Annotated in this window: 19 protein-coding genes; 2 read left to right on the top strand and 17 right to left on the bottom strand. The window is 43.1% G+C overall.

Going from position 1 to position 19,524, the window contains the following annotated elements:
• Nucleotides 1-5: 5 nt before the first annotated feature.
• The 6 genes from KNL20_RS01875 to KNL20_RS01850 all read right to left on the bottom strand — a co-directional run bounded on the left by KNL20_RS01875 (nt 6) and on the right by KNL20_RS01850 (nt 5,809).
• Nucleotides 6-944 carry a sugar phosphate isomerase/epimerase family protein gene (locus KNL20_RS01875; RefSeq protein WP_230398968.1) on the bottom strand — a complete coding sequence of 313 codons (939 nt, stop codon included), beginning with the start codon at nt 942-944 and terminating at the stop codon, nt 6-8.
• Nucleotides 945-961: 17 nt separating this feature from the next.
• Complete coding sequence (locus tag KNL20_RS01870) at nt 962-2,284, bottom strand: MFS transporter (protein ID WP_230398967.1); 1,323 nt, start codon at nt 2,282-2,284, stop codon at nt 962-964.
• A gap of 121 nt (nt 2,285-2,405) precedes the next feature.
• Complete coding sequence (locus tag KNL20_RS01865; RefSeq protein WP_230398966.1) at nt 2,406-3,089, bottom strand: TetR/AcrR family transcriptional regulator; 684 nt, start codon at nt 3,087-3,089, stop codon at nt 2,406-2,408.
• A gap of 96 nt (nt 3,090-3,185) precedes the next feature.
• Nucleotides 3,186-4,046, bottom strand: coding sequence for a glycine betaine ABC transporter substrate-binding protein (locus KNL20_RS01860; RefSeq protein ID WP_230398965.1), 861 nt, complete (start codon nt 4,044-4,046; stop codon nt 3,186-3,188).
• A 13-nt stretch (nt 4,047-4,059) separates the two neighbouring features.
• The gene (locus KNL20_RS01855; RefSeq protein ID WP_230398964.1) at nt 4,060-4,941 is read right to left on the bottom strand and encodes an ABC transporter permease; all 882 of its coding nucleotides are present in this window, start codon (nt 4,939-4,941) and stop codon (nt 4,060-4,062) included.
• A 1-nt stretch (nt 4,942) separates the two neighbouring features.
• The gene (locus KNL20_RS01850) at nt 4,943-5,809 is read right to left on the bottom strand and encodes a quaternary amine ABC transporter ATP-binding protein (protein ID WP_331468269.1); all 867 of its coding nucleotides are present in this window, start codon (nt 5,807-5,809) and stop codon (nt 4,943-4,945) included.
• Nucleotides 5,810-6,040: 231 nt separating this feature from the next.
• On the opposite strand from KNL20_RS01850, the gene KNL20_RS01845 reads away from it, so the two are divergent.
• Nucleotides 6,041-6,730 carry a YjjG family noncanonical pyrimidine nucleotidase gene (locus KNL20_RS01845; RefSeq protein WP_230398963.1) on the top strand — a complete coding sequence of 230 codons (690 nt, stop codon included), beginning with the start codon at nt 6,041-6,043 and terminating at the stop codon, nt 6,728-6,730.
• A gap of 96 nt (nt 6,731-6,826) precedes the next feature.
• Here KNL20_RS01845 and glyA read toward each other — a convergent pair whose 3' ends face one another.
• Both glyA and KNL20_RS01835 read right to left on the bottom strand, forming a co-directional pair.
• Complete coding sequence (gene glyA / locus KNL20_RS01840) at nt 6,827-8,065, bottom strand: serine hydroxymethyltransferase (protein ID WP_230398962.1); 1,239 nt, start codon at nt 8,063-8,065, stop codon at nt 6,827-6,829.
• An 85-nt stretch (nt 8,066-8,150) separates the two neighbouring features.
• Nucleotides 8,151-9,212, bottom strand: coding sequence for a M24 family metallopeptidase (locus tag KNL20_RS01835; RefSeq protein ID WP_230398961.1), 1,062 nt, complete (start codon nt 9,210-9,212; stop codon nt 8,151-8,153).
• 188 nt (nt 9,213-9,400) lie between these two features.
• Here KNL20_RS01835 and trxA point away from each other — a divergent pair, with 188 nt between their 5' ends.
• Entirely contained in the window at nt 9,401-9,733 is a 333-nt protein-coding gene (trxA, locus tag KNL20_RS01830) for a thioredoxin (RefSeq protein ID WP_329957488.1), read from the top strand.
• Nucleotides 9,734-9,823: 90 nt separating this feature from the next.
• On the opposite strand, the gene KNL20_RS01825 is transcribed toward trxA, so the two are convergent.
• The 9 genes from KNL20_RS01825 to KNL20_RS01785 all read right to left on the bottom strand — a co-directional run bounded on the left by KNL20_RS01825 (nt 9,824) and on the right by KNL20_RS01785 (nt 19,478).
• The gene (locus tag KNL20_RS01825; RefSeq protein WP_230398959.1) at nt 9,824-10,843 is read right to left on the bottom strand and encodes a zinc-dependent alcohol dehydrogenase family protein; all 1,020 of its coding nucleotides are present in this window, start codon (nt 10,841-10,843) and stop codon (nt 9,824-9,826) included.
• A gap of 83 nt (nt 10,844-10,926) precedes the next feature.
• On the bottom strand, nt 10,927-11,229 hold the full coding sequence (locus KNL20_RS01820) for a P-II family nitrogen regulator (RefSeq protein WP_230398958.1): 303 nt from the start codon (nt 11,227-11,229) through the stop codon (nt 10,927-10,929).
• A gap of 18 nt (nt 11,230-11,247) precedes the next feature.
• The gene (locus KNL20_RS01815; RefSeq protein ID WP_230398957.1) at nt 11,248-11,568 is read right to left on the bottom strand and encodes a hypothetical protein; all 321 of its coding nucleotides are present in this window, start codon (nt 11,566-11,568) and stop codon (nt 11,248-11,250) included.
• The gene (locus tag KNL20_RS01810) at nt 11,558-13,129 is read right to left on the bottom strand and encodes a DUF1538 domain-containing protein (RefSeq protein WP_230398956.1); all 1,572 of its coding nucleotides are present in this window, start codon (nt 13,127-13,129) and stop codon (nt 11,558-11,560) included. Before KNL20_RS01810 ends, KNL20_RS01815 begins: the two co-directional genes overlap by 11 nt.
• A gap of 179 nt (nt 13,130-13,308) precedes the next feature.
• Nucleotides 13,309-14,586 (bottom strand): amidohydrolase, encoded by a 1,278-nt coding sequence (locus KNL20_RS01805; protein ID WP_230398955.1) that lies wholly within the window; start codon nt 14,584-14,586, stop codon nt 13,309-13,311.
• Nucleotides 14,587-14,600: 14 nt separating this feature from the next.
• Nucleotides 14,601-15,560: an ABC transporter permease gene (locus KNL20_RS01800; protein ID WP_230398954.1), complete on the bottom strand. Its 960-nt coding sequence runs from the start codon at nt 15,558-15,560 to the stop codon at nt 14,601-14,603.
• Between the two features lies 1 nt (nt 15,561).
• Nucleotides 15,562-16,725 carry an ABC transporter permease gene (locus tag KNL20_RS01795; protein ID WP_230398953.1) on the bottom strand — a complete coding sequence of 388 codons (1,164 nt, stop codon included), beginning with the start codon at nt 16,723-16,725 and terminating at the stop codon, nt 15,562-15,564.
• Complete coding sequence (locus KNL20_RS01790; protein WP_230398952.1) at nt 16,706-18,253, bottom strand: ABC transporter ATP-binding protein; 1,548 nt, start codon at nt 18,251-18,253, stop codon at nt 16,706-16,708. Before KNL20_RS01790 ends, KNL20_RS01795 begins: the two co-directional genes overlap by 20 nt.
• Nucleotides 18,254-18,314: 61 nt before the next feature.
• Nucleotides 18,315-19,478 carry a BMP family lipoprotein gene (locus KNL20_RS01785; protein WP_230398951.1) on the bottom strand — a complete coding sequence of 388 codons (1,164 nt, stop codon included), beginning with the start codon at nt 19,476-19,478 and terminating at the stop codon, nt 18,315-18,317.
• Nucleotides 19,479-19,524 lie beyond the last annotated feature (46 nt).

The following is a 19,524-nucleotide window of genomic DNA, read 5'->3' as shown; positions in this document are numbered from 1 at the left end:
TTTGTCTATCTGTTTCTTACACCAAGTTTTAAAACGTCACGCAAGTAACGTACACTTTCTTCGCAGGCCTCCATTTCTCTGGCTCTTGCTTCTTCAATGGGTTCATCCAGACTCTTGAATGCAATCTCATTTTCAAAAATAATCTTGTCCATGCAGGATTTCTCACGAATCTGTGAAAGCATTTTCGGACAGTCCATAGAACCCTGTCCATGTGCTGCACCGATATCATGCACGCCCAGAGGATCAACCACGATCTTGTCATCGCTGAAATGACAGCAATATGCTTCAGGCAGCATGCGCTCCATCGCGTAATAAGGATTCTCAATTACCTGAAGAGAGTTCATCGTATCTACGCAGGTGCCAATCAATGGATGGTTCAACTTATTTACAATCCATAAAATTTCATCGGCGAAAGTGTCTGTATGATTCTCAATTGCAATCTGCATACCATATGCTTCAATTAAGGGCATTACTTTCATAAATTCATCATATCTGTCGGCCATCTGACGCATAACATGCGGATGCATGCAGGACCCATAGAATTCTTTCGGGCGGATGATATCAAGGCTGAATTTCACCAGCTCCGCATCAAGATTATGACCTATCTCAAGTGCTTCTTTCGGTGTACAGTTTACACGGGAATCACTGCCTGCATGAAAAGAAGCGTTAAATTCCAGAAATAAGCCATGATCTTCGGCTGCTTTTGCCACTTTTTTCAAGTTGTTCTCCGAAAAAGGCTTTTCCTTTGCAGTGGTGAGAAGATCCACTTTTGTGATTTGGAGTCCGTCAAGTTCCCACTCCACAGCCTTGTCCATCAGTTCATAGAGGGACATCGTCTGCTCAAAATAATAATCCTTTCCAAATCCCCAGCTCTCCCCAAATCCAAAAAAATGCAGGGTATAAGTGTGCATCCCCAACCTCAAAGGTCTGTTTTTGTTGTTCATGTTCCAATCCTCCTTTTTCATTCTTTATTTGATTTAAGTTTCTTAGCGTAACGTACGGAAACAAAAGAAACCAGAATCCCGAGAATCCCACATCCAATGACCCAGTACCAGATCAGGTCATAACCAAAATTCCCATATTTGTCAAGCCAGATACCGGCCAGTTTTGCAAAGAATACATCCGGCAGATAACAAATCAGTGAGATAACACCGGTTGCAACACCTGTGAGTGAAAGCGGAATGCCGACTTCACCCAAAGTCGCAAAGTAAATGCCGCGCATGCCGCTATAAACAACAGCAAATACAAATGTGATGCCAATGCAGAGAATCGTTGCATTTTTAGTAAACAGAACTGCCACGGTTAAAACAGTTGCGATGGCAAGGTAATATCCCAGTGTCTTTACTTTGTAACCAATTTTATCCGAAATAAAACCAATGGCAAGCGTAGAAAGGCCTGCAATTATGTAATTACGAACAACCGCAAAGGTGCTTGCCTGTGTCTGAGAAATACCCAGAACATTTACCGTATAAGAACCCAGATACCCATTTGCAGCCGAAGTAAAGGAAAAGCAGAAAAAAATCAGCAGGGATAACAGCCATGTGCCAGGCATCCTTAATACTTTGAGCACTGAGGCAAAGGACATTTTCTCCTGTGTGGGAATTGTGCCTTTGGATTCGGCAAGTTCTGCATCTTCTGCACCAATGATGTTGTTGGGAAGTACAATAAATACAATTACTGCCAATACCAGGAATAAGGTACCGTTAAAGAACAGCATATTTCTCCACTGTGCTCCCAGAACAGCCAAATCTGTTGTATTTCCCGGCATAATGGCACGATTCAGCAATCCGACACCTAGAAAACCCAGAAGCATACCCATAATTGCCCTGACAAATTCAGAACTTGAAAACATGGAACCCTGCTCAGAAGCGTTCCCCATCTTACGCACCGTCTTCAGGTATGCATTCCAGATGAAAAAGCTGGTGCCAACACCGTATAAAACATGGATAATAATTATAGACGTACCATTTGGAACCAGGCCGAACCAGAAGGAACAGATTCCCATCATAACTGCTCCGATAATCAGCAGCCATTTTTCTCCAAACCTGTCCACCAGAATTCCGCCCACCGGATATCCAACCGTACAAATCAATCCAAACCAGAAGCTGAAAGTCCCGATAAACTCATTTACATTCGCTGTGGATGCAACCGGTTTATATTCGGAAAACAGCATAACCATCTGATCATAATAACTGTATCGCAGAAAGGGGACATATACCATAACCCCCGCCATCAAAGATACTACAATTAGTACAAACCAACGTTTTTTCCCTGTTATTACCATAAAATCCTCCTCCATTTGAGTATATTTTCTTCCTATACTCCAGTTAAATTAAAAAAGTTAACGTGTACACTTTTTAAAGCCAAAAAAAGCTAATGTGCTCACTGACATGCAATTTGAATCTCTATCCCTCCTCACTTCCAGGATTATGTTCGTCCGGAACATATACCTTTTCAAGATTTTTAAGAAGCAGCTGATTACATTCCTGTTCTCCCCGCCTTCTTTCTTTCAATTCCCGCCCCATATACATTTCCAGCATTCCCTTTACAATCAGGGTATTTGTTTTACTGAAATACGCAGCATCTTCATCCGACAGTTTGTTATAATTTGCAGCTCGTCTTAAGATCAGAAAGTCTCGTTCTATGACATTATCTGAAAACAGAAGTGTATAATAATAAGCCGGATATCGTTCGGATCCTGTCACCGGAAACAATTCATAATATTCCATCAATGCATCTGAGAACATCGTATTATACTCTCCCCAAAAGAGTCTGTAAAACAAATCCGGTCTCCCGAATGCATACTTGTTGTATAACACCCATCCTCTAATATAAGCATCCATCAGATTATCATCAATGTCCATCAGCTGGCCATATTCAATCATATAGTCAATAAAGAATCTTATTGATCCAAGAACGATCAAATATTCCAGGCTTTCAAAATGCTTGTACAGCGCAGCCGGGGAACAGCCATTCTCTTTTGCGATTTCCCTCACGGTTATCTTTGAAGCATCTTTCTCTTTCAATTTATTGTACATGGACAGGATTAAACGACGTTTTGTCTCATTCCCTTTTTCATAAACAGCCATATTATATATTATCCAATTGCATGTTTTTTGAATTATTTTTTGAACACATTAACTCATTTTTCAATACTATCTTATTTTAATACACCCGTCAAGAATTTACTCAAGCCAGCTGCTTATCAAATCCTCATGCTTCTGCATCCACTCTTTGCATGCAGAAAGGGGATCCCCCTCGCTGACTTCAATTGCGTCCATAAGATCGTTTAAATCTGTCTCACTTAAATGGAGGTTTTTGAAAAATGCATTTACCTCCGGCATATCCTTCTCCAGCCCTTTTCTGGCATATTTATATGCAGTCTCTTTTTCACCAAACACACCTTTCGGGTCCTCCAACACCTTCAGCTCCCATTTTTTAAACATCCAGTGAGGTGTCCATCCTGTCACAATAATGGGCTCTTTTTCCTTGACTGCTTTACCAAGAGCCGCTGTCATGCTTGCCGCGCTTCCATTGATGAGTTTGTAATCCAGGTTGTAATCCTTCAAGGCATCCTCGGCTGCCAGCATGATTCCCGCACCTGCATCAATACCGATAATCTTACCATCAAATAGTTCTTTTTTATCGTTAAGATCCTCTATACTATCGATATCCACATAGGCAGGAACCACGAAACCGACAAGTGCATTTTCAAAAACCGGCCCCAAATCCACCATGTCATCACCATATTTCTCAATATAGCTTTTGTGCGTGACCGGAAGCCATGTATCCAGATAGGCATCCGTGTTGCCACTTGCTACAGAAGTGAAAATGGGTGCAATGTCTGCCATTTTTATATCCACATCATACCCCATCTTTTCTTCCAGAACAGCCGCTGCAAGATTCGTTATCGCAACGGAATCAGACCAGTCCACATAGGCAAGATGTACTGTTTTTCTCTCCTGGTCTGTATCCTTCCCGCATCCTGCCAACCCGGTCATAATAATTGATAATGAGAAAACTGCTGCCAACATTCTTTTTACCATGATAATAATCTCCTTAAGAATTCCGCTTCTTCAACCGTAGCTTAACAAACATTCTACCTGATTTCTTATTCTCCTTTCCCAATTCCTGTGTTAACCTGTCCAGAATCATGGCGATAATTACGACCGCTATCCCACCTTCCAGACCATCTCCCAGCTTCATCTGTGTAATTCCCTGGAGTACAATTTTACCAAGTCCGTCCGCACCGATCATTGCGGAAATGACAACCATCGAAAGCGAAAGCATAATCGTCTGATTGAGTCCTGCCAGAATTGTCGGCATGGCAAGAGGGATCTGAATCTTAAAAAGCATCTGCGCCGTGGTGGAACCAAATGATCTTGCCGCCTCCACCAGATCTTTCGATACTTCTCTGATACCCAGATTTGTCAGTCGGATAATCGGCGGCATGGCAAATATAATCGTAGAAACCGCACCTGGAACTGTACCCAAATCGAAAAAATAAACCGCCGGAATCAGATAAACAAACGCCGGCATCGTCTGCATAAAGTCCAGAACAGGACGTAGGATTTTTTCCGCCCTGTGATTCAGGGACATCAAAACTCCAAGGGGCAGACCAATTACCATGGCTATCAAGGCTGCGGTAAGAACGAGACTCAGCGTTTCCATAGCGGGGTTCCATAATTCCAGATTGTCTATGAACAATAAGCCAATACCTGAAAAAAACGCAAGCCCCTTTCCTGACAGCCACCAGGCGAGCAGCATAATGATGATAATAAACAGGACTACAGGCATCAGCATCAAAAACCAGTCGATTCCATCAATAATACTTTCCAGACCAACCTTTATTCCTCTGAAAAACCCGGAAAAATTTGCTGTCAGCCAGTCAACGGCTCTTTCGGCATAATCACCAATTGGAATTTTTAAGAAAACAGGCATACTACGCATCCTCCTTTCCCACATTTTTCAAAAGAACCGTCGACTTAAAGACAACCCCTTTTCGGTTTATGTCTTGCGTGAATGCCCTGATATAGTCATCTGCAGGTTTGTAAAGAATCTCTTCCGGTGTTCCGGTTTGCATAATACAGCCATCCTTCATGATTGCAATCTTATCTCCCAGTTTTAAAGCTTCATCCAAATCATGCGTAATAAACAGGATTGTTTTTTTTATCCGGGATTGGAGTGTCAGCAGCTCATTCTGCATATTCTTTCTAATTAGTGGATCCAGTGCACTGAAAGCCTCATCCATCAGTAAGATATCTGCGTCTGTGGCCAAAGCCCTGGCAAGTCCGACCCTTTGCTGCATACCTCCTGAAAGTTCCTCAGGTTTGGCATATTCATAACCCTTCAGGCCCACTACTTCGAGCATCTCAATTGCTTTCCTATTTCGCTGCACCGCATTTACTTTTTGAACTTCAAGACCATAAGCGACATTCTCAAGAATATTCCGATGTGGAAACAGTGCAAAGTTCTGAAAAACCATTGCAGCTTTCTTTCTGCGTATTTCCATCAGCCGGGACCGGTTCGCATCTACAATATTCTCTCCATCTATGTAAACTTCTCCACTGGTTGGCTCTATAAGCCTGTTAAGACATCGGACCAAGGTTGATTTCCCACTTCCTGATAACCCCATAATTACAAAAATCTCACCCTCCCGGACGCTAAAGGATGCATTATTAACGCCGACAATATGTTGATGCTCCTTAAACAAAGTTGCTTTATCCTCTCCGGCTTCCAGAAAATGAAGCATCTGCTTTGGTGACGGGCCAAAAACCTTATAAACATTTTTTACTTGAATTTTTTCCATAATTTCTCCATTTCTTCAAGGGTTTCTTTCATCACCTATGTGGTTTTTGCCTACAATCCGTTAAGTGAACGTGTTAACTTTTATATAAATAATAGAATAACTTCTATCATATGTCAAGCTTTTTAAGAAAATTTGCTGTCAAACTGAAAAAAACTTTTGATGCATTTTTTCTAAAAATATCTTATACTGTTAAGCATACACATTGAAAAATAACAAAGGAGTACTTATGATATGATTCATACGATTTTACTGGATTTAGATAATACCCTTCTGGATTTTAGCAAGGCGGAGCGTATAGCTCTGAGCAATACCTTAAAGCAACTTGGAATAGAACCGGATGAGCATATTTTAAGCAGATACAGTGAATTGAATCTCGCTCAGTGGAAACTGCTGGAACAAGGTAAAATCAGTCGCAATGAAGTTAAACTTCGCCGTTATCGCCTTTTATTTGATGAATATAAGATTGACTGTTCTGCTGAAGAAGCAGCCAGGATTTATGAGAATATGCTTGGTATGGGACACTACTTTATAGATGGTGCTGAAAAGCTTCTTAAAGAGCTTCAAGAGCAATACAGTCTCTATATTGTTACGAATGGAACAAAGAGTGTTCAGACAGGCCGAATCAAAAGTGCTGCGCTTGAAAAATATTTTCAGGGTATTTTCATCTCCGAAGATATTGGGTTTAATAAACCAAGCCGGGAGTTTTTTGAGCGATGTTTTTCCGGAATTCCGGATTTCGAAAAAGAAAGTACTGTCATTGTGGGTGATAGCCTCACCTCCGACATCCTGGGCGGCATAAATGCCGGTATTAAAACCATCTGGTTTAATCCGGAACATAAGATAAATAACTCTGATATTCTCCCAGATTATGAAATTGCTTTATTAAATGAATTGATTCCTTTATTGGATGCGTTAAAGTAAATCGCACCGCGCTTTCTATATCCCAGTATACAAAAGGAACTGCCACGGCAGTTCCTTTTGTATACTGGGTATGATATCGCGTCAATGGCCAAAGCTTTATGACAATGGATATTTATCCGTGAGATTCTTAACCAATGCCCTTGCTTTTTCCCGGGCAGCTTCTCCCTCATGCAGCATCAGCGCAATTGCTTCTGCGATTTTATCCATATCTTCGGAATTCATGCCCCGGGCCGTGACGGCAGGTGTTCCCAGCCGGACACCGCTTGTTACGAATGGCGACTGAGGATCATTCGGAATCGTATTTTTATTCGCAGTAATATTAACACTGTCGAGAAGTATCTCCACTTCTTTTCCGGTTTTGCCCATCGCAGCCAGATCAACTAACATCAGATGATTATCCGTTCCCCCCGACACAATTTTAATTCCGCGCTTTATCAAGCCATCGCAAAGCGCTTTTGCGTTTATTACAACATCTTTTCCATATTGCTGAAATTCATCGCTTAATGCCTCTTTAAAGCAGACTGCCTTTGCCGCAATCACATGCATCAACGGGCCTCCCTGTATCCCCGGGAATACCGCTTTATTCAGCTTATGCTCTTTTGCAAACGCTTCACTGGATAATATAAGACCTCCTCGGGGTCCACGCAGCGTCTTGTGGGTGGTAGTGGTCGTAACATGTGCATAAGGAATCGGGCTCTCATGCTGACCGGTTGCCACAAGCCCTGCAATATGCGCCATATCCACCATCAGATATGCTCCTACCTCATCTGCAATTTCACGAAAGCGCTTAAAATCTATGGTTCTGGCATAAGCACTGGCTCCTGCAATAATCAATTTGGGCCTGTTCTCTTTTGCAAGGCGTTCTATTACCTCGTAATCAAGAAAGCCCTCGTCATTCACACCATAGGGAACAACATGAAAATAGGAACCGGACAGGTTTGCCGGACTCCCGTGGGTGAGATGTCCTCCATGAGCCAGATCCATGCCCATAACCGTGTCTCCCGGCTGGAGTAATGCAAAAAACACCTCCATATTGGCCTGTGCTCCGGAATGTGGCTGAACATTGGCATAGGTGCAGCCAAAGATTTCTTTGGCACGGCTGATGGCCAGTGATTCCACCTCATCCACACATTGACAGCCCCCATAAAATCGTTTCCCCGGGTAGCCTTCTGCATATTTATTGGTAAGAACGCTTCCCATAGCCGCCATCACAGCTTTCGAAACCCAATTTTCTGACGCAATCAATTCAATATGGCTGTTCTGGCGCTCCTGCTCTCTCTCAATCAAATCCGCAATTTCAGGATCCACCACTCTCACTTCATCTAAAGAATACATATTTGTTCCTCCTGGGCATACTTATGTTTGTGTCTGACGCACACACTATGAACATAATACGGAAAAACAACTAAAATGTCAAGACCTATAATTCAATTAACTGTTTTGGAGAATGTGTCAGATTGTCGCATCCGTCTTCAGTCACTATGACCATATCTTCAATTCTCACTCCACCAAATCCAGGGACATAGACACCCGGTTCCACAGTTTCGATCATATTTACCTGAAGAACTGTCTGATCGGTGATGGACAGACGAGGTTCCTCATGGATGAACAATCCGACGCTATGTCCCAGTCCGTGTCCAAAGCACTTCCCATAACCTGCCTCTGTAATAAGATCTCTTGCCACCTTGTCCACTTCACAGCCCTTTAAGCCTGCCCGGATTACACCAAGAGCTGCTACCTGCGAGCGGAGAACCACATCATAAATTTCCTTCTGCTTTTCATCAGCCTTACCAATCACTACTGTTCTTGTCATATCCGAACAATACCCCTTATAGAGACACCCGAAATCCATCGTAACAAAGTCTCCGGCTTCCAGCTTCTTTTCTGACGGAATGGCATGAGGCATAGAAGAATTTACACCGGAGGCGATAATCGAATCAAATGAAAATCCTTCTGCTCCATGCTGCTTCATCTCATATTCCAAACGTGCTGCTACCTCAAGTTCTGTCAGCCCAGGCTTTAAGAAATTCAAAATAGCGGTAAAGGCGGCATCACCGATGCTCTCCGCTTTTCTAAGGTATTCCAGTTCCTCCGGTGTCTTAATCTGTCTTAAATTATTGACAGACTGTTCCATCGGAACCCAGTGTTCCACATCCAGTTCCTGATTATATTTAGCGAATTCACTGCATAACATGGAACAGTCTTCATAACCCAGTATCTTTGCATAATCGCGCTCTATACACTCCTTCAGGATATCAATACGTCTATGCTCCCTGTTTTCCTCTGCTACCGTAAAGTCACTTTCGCCGGCAGCCGCTTCCGTATATCGGGAGTCTGTGATGAGTACATGTTGATTCATAGAAATATAAAGAACCCCTTCTCCCCCTCTGAATCCACTTATATAGCGCATATTATAAGGATCTGTAATTAACAATGCATCAATACCTTTTTCTTTTAATAAATTGTCTGTCTTCGTCATCATTTCGCTTCGTACTCCTTTTGTAGGTATTTTGACCTTTGTATCTATTATCTTATCACAAAGAATATTTTTTTGCCAGTGGCAGGTTCTCTGTGTGACTAACTCACAGAACTTTTTCTTTATCTGTATTATTCTATACACAGATAGAAATACTAGATAAAAAGAAGAGCGGTATTAAAGTTCTTCATAAAGTGGAGGTAAAATATATGTCAGTAGTTCATGTAACAAAAGAAAACTTTGATAAAGCAATTAATGTTTCAGATAAGACCGTTGTGGTAGATTTTTTTGCGACCTGGTGCGGACCTTGTAAGATGCTGGCTCCTGTAGTTGAGCAGGCTGCTGAGGAAATCAATAATACGGCATTCTACAAAGTGGATATTGATGAAGAGATGGAATTGGCTCAGAGATACCAGATTATGAGTGTACCTACACTCCTGTTTCTGAAGAATGGTGAAGTGGTAAATAAAAGCGTTGGTGCCATTCCATTGGAACAGCTGAAAGATATGATAGATTCTGTTAAATAGGTTCGAAATTCCAAACGTAAAGTCTCAAAACACAAATATGGGAGCACTGCAATCAAAGCAGTCTCCCATATTTGTGTTTATCCGTAAATTTCAGGATACCTGAATCATTACCTTTCCGGTTCTCCTATACTCTGGTTTTGTAAATACATCTACAATATTCTCCAGCGGAACAACATTTGTAATCAGGCTCTCCAGATCAATCGACTTAGACTCTAATACGGCGATTGCTCTCTCAAAGGTATATGGATTAATAAATGAAGATGTAATCTTCAATTCTTTTTTAAAGACATCATCCGGTTTCAGCGGAAAGCTGTCTTCCGGAGCTGCCAGGCCAAAGAACATCACCGTTGCGGCCTTTCCTGCCAGCTGCACTGCCTGTTCCTGAGTGTGAATGTTACCGACACACTCGATCACGACATCTACATTCTTACAATACGCATCCAGAACCTCCTGGGCATCCTCTTCCAGCGGATTAATCACCTTTGTGGCTCCCAGCTTTAGTGCCTGCTCTCTCTTTTCTTCCACCGGTTCAGACAGGATCAGTTTCGATGCCCCCGCATGCTTCGCCAGCTGTAGCATAATCATCCCGATAGGGCCGCCGCCAATTACCAGCACTGTGGATCCAACTTCAATATTACAGAGATCTATACCATTCAGACAGCAGGAAATGGGCTCTGCCATAGCTGCTTCTATAAAACTTAAATCTTCTGAAAACTTGTATACCTGCTTTTCACGCATGACAACATATTCTGCAAAAGCGCCATCCACGGTCGTACCAACGCCAACCATCCCGGTACAAAAATGTTCTTTCCCGGTCTTACAGTAATAGCACTCTCCACAGGTGTCATTCGGATCACCGCTTACACGGTCACCCACTTTTACCGCTGTAACTTTCGAACCTGTCTTTACAACAACACCCGAAAACTCATGTCCCGGAATCAGTGGGGGATTCACCTCGAATGCACCGCCATCACCATTGAAGATATGGATATCTGTTCCGCAGACCCCACAATACTTCACCTGAATCATCACTTCATTGTCTTTGAGTTCTTTCTCGGGAACTTCTTCTACTCTCAAATCTTGTCTGCCATGATATACAGCCGCCTTCATATTCCCATCCTCCTGAATTGAAATAAAAATCTATGACCCTATGATACCACGCTAAGGGGAATATATCCATAATTTCTTTCCGTCTAAACAGTCTCTATCATCTTGTCCACGGGAAGTATCATACATATTCCATGAGCCGGAGACTTAATCCCCGACTTTTCTTTAACAGCCGCCATAATTCTCTCAGCTACCTCTTCGTCAACGATACTGAGAACCATCTCTCTTTCATAACCTACAGTAATACCCATAATCTTTTCCACATTGAGTCCTACACCACGGGCATTCAGTATCGTGGCCCCGCACGCACCCTGTTCATGGATAATATCGGTAATCTCCTCAGCAAAGCCGCTGTTCACTACAATAAAGAGGGCTTTTTTATTCTTCATTACTTTTTTCCTCCACCATTAAAATGATAACCCGTCTACACTTATAGTAAACGCGATTCCAGTATTTGGCTTATCAAATTTATACTTTCTCACAAGCAGTCCCAGCACATAATCGGCCTTTTCCCTTGTAAGAACACAGGTGATAATCACCTTATTTTCTTCGGGCGTAAACCCGAATGCCTCCACCAGAGAAGGTTTGGCCGATGCCGCACCCTTTCCATATAGGATATGAACTACTTTTGCATCTTCATCCGAAAGAAAATCCAGCAGAGAACCTTGCAGCTTCCTCCCCGCAATCAGAATAAGATAGACAATATTCTTTCGTTTATCACCGTTCATACTCTACATCCTCCGCATCATCAGCCAATAAATTTTCCAGATCCATAACTTCTTCTTCCACTGTTTCCCTTCTAATCTTTTTCAGTCGTACTTCATATATAATACCTAAAATCTGCACAGCAATCAAGGGCGTAACTGAAATAAAAGCAATTATACCAAATCCATTGGTTAAAACAGACTGTGCCCTGGAACCTGCCGTGGCTGCAACTGCCTGTGCAACACCAAGGGTCAGGGGTGTGAGAAACGCGGATGTAAGTGCCCCGCCGGTAACACCTCCCGAATCAAATGCAAGCCCTACAAAGAGCTTCGGTGCAAATTTCATCAGGATAATTGCCACTGCATAAAGAGGTATCAGAAAATAAAGGATGTTGATTTGTGTAAGGATTTTAAGCATACTCAGCAAGGCAGCAAATCCAATTCCGATAGCCAGCGTTGTCCGTATGGTGGATTTCTTGATGTGCCCTTTGGTAATTTCATCCACCTGATCTCCCAGCACCGTAACCGCCGGCTCTGACAGCGTAATAGCGACGCCAAGAATAAATCCAACCACTAACAGCAGCCACTTATACCAGCCCGGACGGGACGGATCGAAGAAAATTTCACCGATATACTTAGCTGCATAAGCAAACCCATAGTCAATTCCCGATAGAAAGATTAAAAGCCCGAAATAAACAGGAATCGTCCCCATCAATATCCGGATAAGTTCTTTTGCCGGAAGCTTAATCAGGATAAACTGGAACACCAGAAAGACCAGGACAATCGGAAGAATCGCAAAAGCCACATCCCATATGTTTCCGAGAAGAATGCTTCTCAGCGTTTCCGTCGTTTCCGGCATATAGGCATTTGCCGGGGGAACTACTCCGCCGTTCCTGATTTTTAACACAATCCCATAAATAAATACTGCCAAAATCGGTCCGACTGATGCCATTCCGATAATGCCAAATGTATCATCGGTTGTTTTACTCTTTGACATTGTCGTGGATGCTCCCATGCCCAGAACCAGTATAAAGGGAACCGAAATATCGCCCGTGGTGGCTCCGCTGCCATCAAACGCCAGAGCTATAAACTCTTCCGGTACAAAAATTGCAGTCAGGAATATTACAATATACAATACAGCAAATACGATTTTAATATTGATATTCTTTAAAATGCGGAACAATGCAAATCCGACGAATACACCGATTCCTACGCTCATAATCCAGATAAACGTAGTAACGTCAACAATATCCATCAACATATGGGTTTGCCTTGCCAGAACCGCCAGAGCCGGCTCAGCCACTGTTGAGAGCAGACCAAACAGTAATCCGAAGGTGATAATAAAAACAGTCTTCTTAAGTTTTACCAGAGAGTTTCCCACCAGTTTACCAATCGGCAGAATACTTTCATCCAGCCCCACCAAAAATAATGATTGCCCTACTACAACAGATACATATCCGATGAATAATTTCACATAGTTAAATGCATCTTCCATGGGTGCAACAAACACACACATCACAATCATAACGGCAGCGAGGGGTAATGAGGATACAAAGGTTTCTTTTAATGTACGAATTGTCTTCATAAGATCATAGTTTACACATTTCTGTGCATAGTGCCTCCCTTCAGTTGTCTTTTACTATAAAAATCCGGGCAAGTTTGGCCGACCGGATTTTTATAGACTATATTATTATACCTCAAATTTGGTGTTCGCACAACAGTAGAACACCGAAAAGCGAAGACAAATCGTATTACGTATCTTTATTACCCCTTAATTCTGCTCACCCGGTCATTTGCTTCTCTATATAAATCCCCGGGATCTGTTCCTATATTAAATCTTCCATCTTCATAAAGAATTCTTCCGTTGACCATGGTCAATTTTATATTGCTCTTGCTGCCGCTGTAAACAATGTTTCTTGCTATATTATTTACAGGCTGCATATTCGGCTGGTTCAGGTCAATCAGAATCAGATCGGCCAGCTTTCCCTCTGCCAGGGCGTCACACTCTGTCAGCCCCATCGCCTTTGCACCTCCACTTGCTGCCATATATAAAACCGACTCTGCTTTTAATGCAGACGCATCCTGATATTTCAGCTTCTGAAGGCCCGTTGCCAGGAACATTTCCCGAAACATATCCAGACAATTATTGCTGGCCGGACCATCCGTTCCGATTCCCAGTTCGATTCCCATATCCAGCATCTGCTCAAGCGGTGCAATTCCGCTGGCTAATTTTACATTGGAGCCGGGATTGGTAACCACATATAACCCTTTCTCCCTGAAAATCTCCAGATCTTCCTCCGACATATGAACACAGTGAAATCCACCTCCGCCAAATTCAAATAAACCCAGCTTGTTCAGATACACCGTAGGCGTCATGCCATTGCGCCCGATACATTGCTCTACCTCCGAAAGGCTTTCCGAATTATGCGTGTAGACCGGCGCCTTATACTTATGTGCCAGATCCGATAATTTTTCCAGCAATGCCCGGGAGGTGGTGTATTCGGCGTGGAATCCGAGTTTATAGCTGATTCTTTCATGATAATTGTTATAGATCTGATACTCCGCTTCTACCTCCTCTATGGAACTTTGGAAATCATTGAGCCCTGAAGTAAGTACAGTTCGAAACCCTGTATCCACAGACGCCTGCACATTTTGCTCGGTAAAGTAATACATATCAAAGTTAGAGGTGATTCCACTTGTCAGGTATTCCATGATTGCCAGTTTAGAAAAACAGTAGACATCTTCTTTCGTCAATTTGGCTTCCATAGGAAAAACCTGATCATTCAGCCAGGAGAGCAGCGGCAGGTCATCTGCATATGATCTTAAAAAAGTCATCGGTGAATGCGTGTGAGCATCTTTGAATCCCGGCATCAGCAGATTTCCCTTACAATCCAGCTCCCTGTCCCACTGCTTTTCGTTCCTTTGTGCCTTCACCGCTCCCACATGGGTAATGCGGTTTCCCTCCACCCAGAGTTCACCGTCCTCTGTTTTAATACCATCCGCCATTGTCAGCAGTTTACAGTTATAGAATCTCACGCTCATAACTTTTCCCTCCTTTATCGCTTTCCTTTATCATAGATCTCTCCAAGTGCACGTGGCGCATGGTTGTGTTTTGAGAAGAATATCAGCAAAACAAGCGTCAGGATATATGGAAGTGTCATTACAAGATCCGAGTAGGCGCTGGGCATCTTTAAGATCAATACCAGCTGGTTTCCTCCTGACTTTGCAAAACCAAAGATCAGACATGCCGCTAATGTGGGAAGTATCTTCCAGTTCCCGAATATCAGGGCCGCTATGGCCAGATAGCCGTATCCCACATAAATTGCAGATGAAAAGTTTGCGGATATTGAATAAGCAAAGCACATACCGGCTATTCCCGAAAGAGCCCCCGATACTAAAACGGCCGCCAGTCTGACCCGTCCCACGCGGATGCCCGCCGCATCCACTGCATGGGGATTATCTCCACAGGCTCTTAAATGAAGCCCGTATCTGGTTTTATAAAGTACAAACCATGCAAGAAAAGCCACAATTACAATTACAATCTCAAAGGGATAAAGCCGGGTGAATATAGCACCCAGAAGCGGAATTTTCGCCAGTCCCGGAACTGTAATCCGAGTGGAAACCCCCAACTGAAATTTATCAGACGGTGCCCCGAATAAAATCGGATTCAGCTGTTTAACCAAAAAAGTAGTAAGCGCTGCCGCCAGAATATTCAGCACCACACCACTGATCGTCTGGTCAGCCTTAAACTTAATACACAGCGCTGCATGGAGCAGAGAATATGCCGCACCTCCCAGCATCGCAAAAAGCAGTGCGAGTAAAACCTGAGACATTGAGCCCGCTTGAAATATATCAGCAGTTAATACAACAAATAAGGAACCGATAAAAGCACCAAAGCCCTGCAAACCCTCCAGCGCCAGGTTCGTAATCCCACTTTTTTCGCAGTAAATTCCCCCAATTGCCATAATAAACAAAGGCAGTGCAAATGAGAGGCCATCAATAATAATCGTGTTCATATCAGTGCACCTCCTGCTTCTGAGCGTCTTTTGCCTCTTCTGAAATTTCCTCTTTCATTTTAGAAACCCAATCCCTTATAAACACTCCGCAAGCGCTGCACAGTAGGATAATTCCAGTGATAACGGACGCAATTTCAGCCTGTACTCCTCCGGCAGAACTCATGTAAGTACTTCCCTTACTCAAAATTGTAATCAGGAAGGAGGAAAAGATATTTCCAATCGGATTCGCATTTCCTAAAATTGCGACTGCAATCGCATCGAATCCGGTAGACGGCAATACCTTGGGCTGTATGGATGCAAAATATCCAAGGAAATACGTCACCCCAGCCAGTCCAGCCAATCCCCCTGAAATCATCATGGTCAGTACTATGTTTTTCCCAACATTCATCCCGGCATACTTTGCCGCCTTCGGACTGGCTCCCACTGCCTTAATTTCAAATCCTGCAGTCGTTCTTTGAATCAGAAAGCGCAGTAGAAAAGCAGCAATTACCGCAAGTGCGATTCCAAGAGGAATATCAATCTTCAAATCTCCCACTTCTGTTCCCATCAGCGTAAGTCTGGAAGCATCTGTCACCTCCTTAGACTGTCTTGATACCGGATCCACATATTTCGTGTTAATAAAAAATGCAATGATATACTGCGCAATATAATTGAGCATGATGGAGGATACCACTTCATTTATATTAAATTTATGCTTTAAAAATCCAATCAATCCGCCCACCAGCATACCGACTGCAAGGCCGATGAGAAGAACCAGCAGTTTCGCAAGCGGTGCAGGCAGAGAGGCTGCGTACCCTACAGTAATTGAGGCTATAAATCCGGCAGTCAGCATTTGCCCCGAAACCCCGATATTAAATAATCCGGCCTTCAATGCAAGAGAGACTGCCAGAGCTGCAAAGAGCATTGGAGTCATGGCATTTAAAAAACTGGTAAAGTCTGTAAGCGGACTTTTAAACCCTGCATAAGAAGGTTTTGACAGAATTCCGCAGCCCTGCAGCAGATTTTTAAAAGCATGAAACGGGGATCCTCCAGTTAAGGCGATGACAACAGAGCCCGCAATCAGGCTGATTATGATGGAAAAAACAGGGATTGCAATAAATTGGGTCTTTTCATTGCCCAACAGCTTAACAAGTCCCTTTTTTATTTCATATTTCACTTTTTTCATGAGTTTTTACCCCCATCATAAATTCTCCGACTTCGTTGGCGCTTAAAGCTCTGGCATCTGCTATTTTCAGCATTTCTCCACCATAGACAACTCCAATGGTATCGGCAAGCTCCATAATCTCATCAAGCTCCAAAGACACCAGTAATACCGCTTTCCCCAGATCACGTTCCTGTAAAATCTGTTTCTGGATATTTTCGATCGCACCAATATCCAAACCTCTGGTTGGCTGGACAAAAATCATCAATGGATTTTGCAGTTCTATTTCTCTTCCGATAATTGCTTTCTGCTGGTTTCCTCCGCTCATGGATCGAACTTTCGTTTTCGTTCCCCTTCCGCTTCTGATATCGTAGGATTCAATGATCTCTTTCCCATATTCATCTATCTTTTTATTCTGCAGAATTCCCTGTTTTGACAATGGCTCTTTAAAATAACTGCGCAGGGCAATATTCTCTGCAAGTGTAAAATCCAATACCAGTCCGCAGTTATGCCGGTCTTCCGGTATATAGGAAATACCATCTATCATTCTTCTTCGAATGTTGTATTCCGTAATATCTTTTCCGTTTAAGGTGATTGTCCCCTTCTTTACCGGCAGCATGCCGGCTATGGCATCTGCAATTTCTGTCTGTCCGTTTCCGGACACTCCCGCAATTGCAAAGATCTCTCCTCCTCTTATGGAAAAGCTGACGTTTTTGACAAGCGGGAATTTATCCGCATTATGAACAGTCAGATTTTTTACTTCCAGCACCACATCTTTATAATCCGGTGCTTTCTTTTCCAGGTTTAAGATAACCTCTCTTCCCACCATAAGATTGGCCATCTCTTTTGTAGATGTATCGGCAACATCTCTGACCGCAATCAGCTTTCCCTGGTTTAGAATCGCACAGCGGTCTGCCACTTGTTTTATTTCCTCCAGCTTATGTGAAATGAGAAGAATCGTTTTTCCATCCTCTCTCAAAGAGCGAATGATTTCCAGCAGCGATTCTATTTCCTGTGGCGTCAGAACAGCGGTTGGCTCGTCGAAAATCAAAATCTCAGATTCCCGGTAAAGCATCTTCAAGATTTCCGCCCTTTGCTGTACGGAAACACCTACATCTTCTACCATATTTCCCGGATTCACATCCAGCTTATACCGCCTGGAGAGTTCGGCAATCTGACTTTCTGCAGTTTTATTATCCACATACGGAATCACTCCAAACAGTTTTTTTACCGGTTCCATCCCCATAACGATATTCTCCGCTATCGTATAATTCTGTACCAGTTTAAAATGCTGATGTACCATCCCTATATTTAATTTAGCCGCATGATTGGGGGAGGAGATTTTCACCTTTTCGCCCCGTATGAAAATCTCCCCTTCATCCGGCTCATACATTCCAAAAAGCATGCTCATCAACGTGGATTTGCCTGCCCCATTTTCCCCCAAAAGGGCATAAATCTCTCCCTCTTTCACCTGAATCGTTACATCATCGTTGGCAACAACTCCCGGAAAGCGCTTTGTAATATGCTTCATTTCTACAATATATTCCGCCATATTTTCTCCTCTTATTACTTTAAATAGAGAGAAACTGCCGGTGGCAGTTTCTCTCCATTAATTAAAGGCCGGGAAAGTCCTCCACTGTAATACCTTCACTGAAGTTCGCAGGTGGAACAATTGTTCCGTCTTTAACAAGTTTATATGCCTCGTCTAATTTTGTGATTGTTTCCTTTGAAAGCTGCTGCCTGCCTTCTTCTTTTACATAGCCGGTCGAATCAGAGTCTGCACCTAAAAGAGCATTTTCTCCTTTAAAGCTATCCTCTCTGATTGCATTCAGCTGTTTCTGATCATTCATTCCCATCACTTTTAACACGGAAGTCAGAATGATGTTCTCATTTCCATTAACCCCATCATCATACTGATCCACATCACATCCGATTACTTTCGCATCCCCACCGGCTTCTTTCACCGCTGTAAATACACCATTACCTGCACCACCGGCAGCAACCAGCATGATATCCACACCTTCCGTCAGAAGAGCCTGCCCAACATTCTTTCCGGCTGCCTGATCGGCAAAGTCTCCGATATAATTGCCTCCGACATTCTGGCCTGTCACATCCGTTCCTGCATATGCAGGGATTTCAACACATTCTGCTGCTGCACCAAGGTTTTTTACAGCATAAGCAACTCCTGCCTCGAATCCATACTGATAATTTACATTGGAGGGATAGGCAATACCGTTGACAACCGCTACTTTTCCCGTCTTTGTCTCGAGCGCTGCCGCAATACCTGCGAAGAATCCGCTTTCCTGTTCTTTAAACTGCATGGCATAAACATTGTCAAGCTCTATCTCATTTCCATCCGCATCTGTCGGATAGGCATCAATTAACAGGAATTTCGTATCCGGATTATCCTGCGCCAGGGTTCCTATTCCGGCAAACTGGAAACCACAGCAGGCAATCACATCATAATCCGCTACGATATCGGAAACTGCCTGGATTGCTGCCGCCGTGTCACCTGTCTCTTCTTTTACCGGAGTTACGGTATTGTTCTCGTCTGTGTGTTCAGCTATAAAATCCTGGATTCCTTCGTAATTGTTCTGGTTGAAAGAACCATCATCCACACCGGAGGGGCTGGATACAATAGCGATTTTCAATCCGGCTTTTCCGCTGTCTCCTCCGCCGGCATCATTACTGTTCTCCTGCTTCTTCCCGCAGGCACCTAAAGCCATGGACAATACCAATACTGCAACAACTAAGACCGATATTCTTTTCTTCTTCATTTCTGAACCTCCTTGTTCGTTCGCTTTTCGCTTATTATAACCGATT

The sequence above is a fragment of the Novisyntrophococcus fermenticellae genome (assembly GCF_018866245.1).
GTDB classification, from domain to species: Bacteria; Bacillota; Clostridia; order Lachnospirales; family Lachnospiraceae; genus Novisyntrophococcus; species Novisyntrophococcus fermenticellae.
This window is presented reverse-complemented; position numbering and strand designations above follow the sequence as displayed.

What these genes read in the sequence shown, in the direction of transcription:
- KNL20_RS01875 (WP_230398968.1), bottom strand. Translation starts at nt 944, where the DNA reads ATGAACAACAAAAACAGACCTTTGAGGTTGGGGATGCACACTTATACC.
- KNL20_RS01870 (WP_230398967.1), bottom strand. Translation starts at nt 2,284, where the DNA reads ATGGTAATAACAGGGAAAAAACGTTGGTTTGTACTAATTGTAGTATCT.
- KNL20_RS01865 (WP_230398966.1), bottom strand. Translation starts at nt 3,089, where the DNA reads ATGGCTGTTTATGAAAAAGGGAATGAGACAAAACGTCGTTTAATCCTG.
- KNL20_RS01860 (WP_230398965.1), bottom strand. Translation starts at nt 4,046, where the DNA reads ATGGTAAAAAGAATGTTGGCAGCAGTTTTCTCATTATCAATTATTATG.
- KNL20_RS01855 (WP_230398964.1), bottom strand. Translation starts at nt 4,941, where the DNA reads ATGCCTGTTTTCTTAAAAATTCCAATTGGTGATTATGCCGAAAGAGCC.
- KNL20_RS01850 (WP_331468269.1), bottom strand. Translation starts at nt 5,809, where the DNA reads ATGGAAAAAATTCAAGTAAAAAATGTTTATAAGGTTTTTGGCCCGTCA.
- KNL20_RS01845 (WP_230398963.1), top strand. Translation starts at nt 6,041, where the DNA reads ATGATTCATACGATTTTACTGGATTTAGATAATACCCTTCTGGATTTT.
- glyA (WP_230398962.1), bottom strand. Translation starts at nt 8,065, where the DNA reads ATGTATTCTTTAGATGAAGTGAGAGTGGTGGATCCTGAAATTGCGGAT.
- KNL20_RS01835 (WP_230398961.1), bottom strand. Translation starts at nt 9,212, where the DNA reads ATGATGACGAAGACAGACAATTTATTAAAAGAAAAAGGTATTGATGCA.
- KNL20_RS01825 (WP_230398959.1), bottom strand. Translation starts at nt 10,843, where the DNA reads ATGAAGGCGGCTGTATATCATGGCAGACAAGATTTGAGAGTAGAAGAA.
- KNL20_RS01820 (WP_230398958.1), bottom strand. Translation starts at nt 11,229, where the DNA reads ATGAAGAATAAAAAAGCCCTCTTTATTGTAGTGAACAGCGGCTTTGCT.
- KNL20_RS01815 (WP_230398957.1), bottom strand. Translation starts at nt 11,568, where the DNA reads ATGAACGGTGATAAACGAAAGAATATTGTCTATCTTATTCTGATTGCG.
- KNL20_RS01810 (WP_230398956.1), bottom strand. Translation starts at nt 13,129, where the DNA reads ATGAAGACAATTCGTACATTAAAAGAAACCTTTGTATCCTCATTACCC.
- KNL20_RS01805 (WP_230398955.1), bottom strand. Translation starts at nt 14,586, where the DNA reads ATGAGCGTGAGATTCTATAACTGTAAACTGCTGACAATGGCGGATGGT.
- KNL20_RS01800 (WP_230398954.1), bottom strand. Translation starts at nt 15,560, where the DNA reads ATGAACACGATTATTATTGATGGCCTCTCATTTGCACTGCCTTTGTTT.
- KNL20_RS01795 (WP_230398953.1), bottom strand. Translation starts at nt 16,725, where the DNA reads ATGAAAAAAGTGAAATATGAAATAAAAAAGGGACTTGTTAAGCTGTTG.
- KNL20_RS01790 (WP_230398952.1), bottom strand. Translation starts at nt 18,253, where the DNA reads ATGGCGGAATATATTGTAGAAATGAAGCATATTACAAAGCGCTTTCCG.
- KNL20_RS01785 (WP_230398951.1), bottom strand. Translation starts at nt 19,478, where the DNA reads ATGAAGAAGAAAAGAATATCGGTCTTAGTTGTTGCAGTATTGGTATTG.